The organism is Nocardiopsis endophytica, assembly GCF_027706725.1.
GTDB lineage: Bacteria > Actinomycetota > Actinomycetes > Streptosporangiales > Streptosporangiaceae > Nocardiopsis_A > Nocardiopsis_A endophytica.
Genome location: NZ_JAQFWQ010000194.1, coordinates 1 through 4,797, shown reverse-complemented (window position 1 = coordinate 4,797; position 4,797 = coordinate 1). Strand labels below are relative to the sequence as shown.

The following is a 4,797-nucleotide window of genomic DNA, read 5'->3' as shown; positions in this document are numbered from 1 at the left end:
CGGGTGTGCGGTCATCGCGATACCAGAACGGGATTCGGTTCCAGGAGGGCCCTAAACAGCGCACCCGGACCGTTTGTCAGGGTCGGTGTCACCGTGTGTAGCCGATATCGGCCCTCGTGGCCCGTGGGTGCGTGGCCGGAGCGGCTGGGCGGCCGCATGGCCACCTCGGGGGGGATCGGGGCGGCGCAAACGGGCATGAACCGGGCACCCTGTTCCCGAATCCCGTTCTGGTACCGCTGTGTTCGTCACCCCGGGGCCTTGGTGGGTGTCGCCAAGCGCGCTTCCCGCCCTCCCTCGCCCTTAACGCGGAGTGTTCGCCCAGGTCACAGCACTGTCGGGGTTCGCCGTGTGGGCCCGGAGGGCGGCCTGGGCGACGAAGAGCGCGAACCCTGCCCGCTGCCCCGCCCATCCGGACCGAGAGGGGCCTCGCGCCCGGCAAGCAGGGCCGGGGAACCGACCCGCTCACTCCGTCGCCGCCAACCACGGCGACCACGCACACGCGCCGCGCCCGACAGTGCTGCGGCATGGGTCGCGGGCCTTCGTCGTCGCCGCCCCTCCACCTCACACTCCGGCGGCCCGCCGCCCGGCTGGGGTTCGTGAGCGGGGTGCCTGCTCAGCCGCCTACCGGGACCGCGAGGGGGCTCGCGCCCGGCAGGCAGGGCCGGGGACCCGACCCGCTCACTCCGTCGCCGCCAACCATGGCGACCACGCCCACGCGCCGCGCCCGACAGCGCTGCCCTAAGGGGCGCCCGCCTCTCTCGTCGTCGCTCGGTCGGGGGGCGCTCCGCTACCCTCGATCCCCGCTGTTGCGTGGGTCCCGCCGGATCCGGACACCGTGGAGTCGAGTACGGTGGCGACTGACGGGAAATATCCGAAAAGGGATTGCACCGAATCGGATGGATAACGGAATTCGGTGTTCTGCCCGGTATGCGCCTGGGCGGGCGCTAGACTCGTCGCGGTCGGCGGGCGACGGTCCGTCACCACCCGGTGCACGTTCCGTGGGTTTTCACGGACCGCGTCCGGTCGGCCTCGCTCCGCGAGCACCACGGAAGCGGTCAGGGAGGGTGGAGGATGAGCGGCTATGTCGCGCGCGTGCGCCGCGGCGACCTGCCCGGGCGCGGGACCGGCTACGAGGAGCTGGCCGAGTCGGCGGCGCTGCGCTGGGCCGCGGTCGACCCGCTGCTGCCGGCGCCCCCGCGGCCGCGCCGCGCCGGGGACACCCTGCTGACCGTCAGCGACGAGGCGGGCCGCACCGTCGCCGCGGGCACCATGCGCTACTCCTGGTACCAGCCGGGCGAGGTGGGCCGCACCTGGGGGATGCCCGACCAGCACTGGCTGACCCCGGTGGTCGGCGGCCCCGACCCCGAGCGGGCCCTGGACTCGCTGCTGACGAGCTGGAAGGAGCAGCTGGAGGCCCAGCCCGGCGGCACCGGGTCGGAGTCCTCGGCGCTGCTCACCTGGCCCGCCCGCGACGTGTGCGGCATAGCGCCGCTGCAGCGCCACGGCCTGCAGCCCTACAGCGTGCTGTCGGTGCGCCCGCGCGGGCGCGGGGTGCCGCCCTCGCTGCCCCCGCGCGACGTGGCGATCCGGATGGCCGACCGGCAGGACCTGACCCCGGCCGTGGGCCTGCTGATGGAGCAGCACCGCTTCGAGGAGCGCTTCGGCGGGGTCTTCGTGCAGCAGGAGACCGCCGAGCAGACCCGCAGCGTGCTGTCGGCGGCGCTGAACCGGCGCCCGTCCTGGATATGGGTGGCCGAGAGGCGCGGCCGGATGGTGGGCCTGGTGTGGGTCACCCCGCCGCAGCGCGCCCGGTGGACGGCGCCGCTGGTGTCGGCGTCGTCGGCGGCCCACATCGGCTACGGCATCGTGACCGAGGGCGAGCGCGGCCGGGGGATCGGTACCGCCCTGGTGGAACAGGCCCACCAGGCGCTGGACACGTGCGGCGCGGAGACGGTGCTGCTCGACCACTCGCTGATGAACCCGCTGTCGACCCCCTTCTGGGCCCGGATGGGCTACCGCCCCCTGTGGACCACCTGGGAGGCCCGCCCGGCCATAGCGATGCGCTGAGGCGGGTGCCGCCCCCCGGTGGGCGCGGGCGCCGGTGTCCGGAGGCGAGGGGACCAGGGCCGAGCCGGAGCCGTGATGATCGCCCTGTGGCCGTGGCCGGGTGATCGTGGACACCGCCGCCCCGGGCCTGCTCGGCGCCCCGTCGACAAGGACCTCGCCGCGCGCGGCCGTGCCCTCTCCGCGGCCTCCGGGATCGGGGCGGTGGCAGCCCCGGAGTGCCTGGGGCGCGGGCGGATCCGGGCGGTCGCCGAACCGGGGCGGCGCGGCGGCGGCCGCGCGGAGGTGCCGCGGCCCGGGCGCTGAGGCCCGGCTCCACCCCCTTTGACGGGCGCGGACGCGGCGGCGCCGGCCGCGCGCGTGCCGTCGGGCGGGCCCGGGCCTGTTATCCTGGTGGCCCGTGGAGTCCGAGGCCCGGAAGCGGGGAACCGCCGGGACCGAGAGGGCGCCGCACGGCCGCCCGTCCGCATCGATCGGGCGGTCCGCAGCCATTCGACCACGGGAGCAACACTTGGCATCCGCCGCGAGTACCAAACACCTCTTCGTCACCGGCGGCGTCGCCTCAAGCCTCGGCAAGGGCCTGACCGCGTCCAGCCTCGGCCGGCTGCTGAAGTCGCGCGGTCTGCGGGTCACCATGCAGAAGCTGGACCCCTACCTCAACGTCGACCCCGGGACGATGAACCCCTTCCAGCACGGAGAGGTGTTCGTCACCGACGACGGGGCCGAGACCGACCTCGACATCGGCCACTACGAGCGCTTCCTCGACACCGAGCTGTCGGGGTCGGCGAACGTCACCACCGGCCAGATCTACTCCAGCGTGATCGCCAAGGAGCGGCAGGGCGCCTACCTGGGCGACACCGTCCAGGTGATCCCGCACATCACCAACGAGATCAAGTCGCGCATCTACGCGATGGAGTCCGCCGGCGTCGACGTGGTCATCACCGAGATCGGCGGCACGGTCGGCGACATCGAGTCGCTGCCCTTCCTGGAGGCCGTGCGGCAGATCCGGCACGAGATCGGGCGGGACAACTGCTTCTTCCTGCACGTGTCGCTGGTGCCCTACCTGGCGCCGTCCGGGGAGCTCAAGACCAAGCCCACCCAGCACTCGGTGGCGGCGCTGCGCAACATCGGCATCCAGCCCGACGGCCTGGTGTGCCGGTCGGACCGGCCGATCCCGGACGCCATGAAGTCCAAGATCAGCCTGATGTGCGACGTGGACGAGGGCGGCGTGATCTCCTGCCCGGACGCGCCCTCCATCTACGACATCCCCAAGGTGGTGCACCGGGAGGGCCTGGACGCCTACGTGGTGCGCCGGCTGGGGCTGGCCTTCCGCGACGTGGACTGGAGCGAGTGGGACGACCTGCTGGGCCGGGTGCACCGCCCCGAGCACGAGGTCACCATCGCCCTGGTGGGCAAGTACATCGACCTGCCCGACGCCTACCTGTCGGTGACCGAGGCGCTGCGCGCGGGCGGCTTCGGCGAGGACACCCGGGTGCGGATCCGCTGGGTGGCCAGCGACGAGTGCGCGACCCCGGAGGGGGCCCGCCGGGAGCTGGAGGGCGTGGACGGCGTCCTGGTGCCGGGCGGCTTCGGCGTGCGCGGCATCGAGGGCAAGCTGGGCGCGATCCGCTACGCCCGGGAGAACCGCATCCCGCTGCTGGGCATCTGCCTGGGCCTGCAGTGCATGGTGATCGAGTACGCGCGCACCGTCGCCGGGATCGAGGGCGCCAACAGCGCCGAGTTCGACGACAAGGCGGCCGAGCCGGTCATCGCCACCATGGCCGACCAGGCCGACGTGATCTCCGGCGACCGCGACATGGGCGGCACCATGCGGCTGGGCCTGTACCCGGCCGACCTGGCCGAGGGGTCGCTGGTGCGGGAGGTGTACGGCAAGGCGCGGGTGTCCGAGCGCCACCGGCACCGCTTCGAGGTCAACAACGCCTACCGGGGCCGCCTGGAGGAGGCCGGGCTGCGCTTCTCGGGCCTGTCGCCCGACGGCCGCCTGGTGGAGTACGCGGAGCTGCCGCAGGAGGAGCACCCGTTCTTCGTGGCGACCCAGGCCCACCCGGAGCTGCGGTCGCGGCCCACCCGCCCGCACCCGCTGTTCTCCGGCCTGGTGGCGGCCGCCCTGAAGCGCTCGGCCGAGGCCCGCGCCTGATGGCCGTGTCGTGGGGCGGCAAGCTCGCCGACGAGCCCGAGCGGCGCGAGACCGTGGCGCGCGAGGTGCCCTTCCGGGGCGCCAAGACGCAGGTGCACGTGGACCGGCTGGTGCTGCCCGGCGCCGACGGGCCCGAGGAGGTGTCCCGCGAGTACCTGGTGCACCCGGGTGCGGCGGTGGCGCTGGCCCTGGACGAGGCCGGGAGGGTGCTGATGGTGCACCAGTACCGGCACGCGGTGGGCGAGCGCCTGTGGGAGCTGCCGGCGGGGGTGCGCGACGAGGAGGGCGAGCCCCCGGTGCGCACGGCCATGCGGGAGCTGGAGGAGGAGGCCGGGCACCGCGCGGAGCGCTGGTACGAGCTGGCCGACTTCTACCCCTCGCCCGGGTTCTCCAGCGAGCGCATCCAGGTGTTCCTGGGGCGGGGCGTGCGCCCGGTCCCCGAGGAGGAGCAGAGCTACGTCCGGCTGCACGAGGAGGCCGACCTGCACCCCGAGTGGGTTCCGCTGGAGGAGGCGGTGCGGGGCGTGGCCGAGGGCCGGGTGCGCAACGGTGCGACGGTGATCGGCGTCCTGGCG

General features: G+C 74.1%; 3 protein-coding genes. All 3 read left to right on the top strand.

Annotated features, from left to right (window positions below):
* Positions 1 to 1,071: 1,071 nt before the first annotated feature.
* On the top strand, positions 1,072 to 2,067 hold the full coding sequence (locus tag O4J56_RS31765) for a GNAT family N-acetyltransferase (protein WP_270690930.1): 996 nt from the start codon (positions 1,072 to 1,074) through the stop codon (positions 2,065 to 2,067).
* Positions 2,068 to 2,575: 508 nt separating this feature from the next.
* Positions 2,576 to 4,222 (top strand): CTP synthase, encoded by a 1,647-nt coding sequence (locus tag O4J56_RS31760; protein WP_270690929.1) that lies wholly within the window; start codon positions 2,576 to 2,578, stop codon positions 4,220 to 4,222.
* The coding region (locus O4J56_RS31755; protein WP_270690927.1) for an NUDIX domain-containing protein at positions 4,222 to 4,797 on the top strand (576 nt) is incomplete at its 3' end. The genes O4J56_RS31760 and O4J56_RS31755, both read left to right, overlap by 1 nt.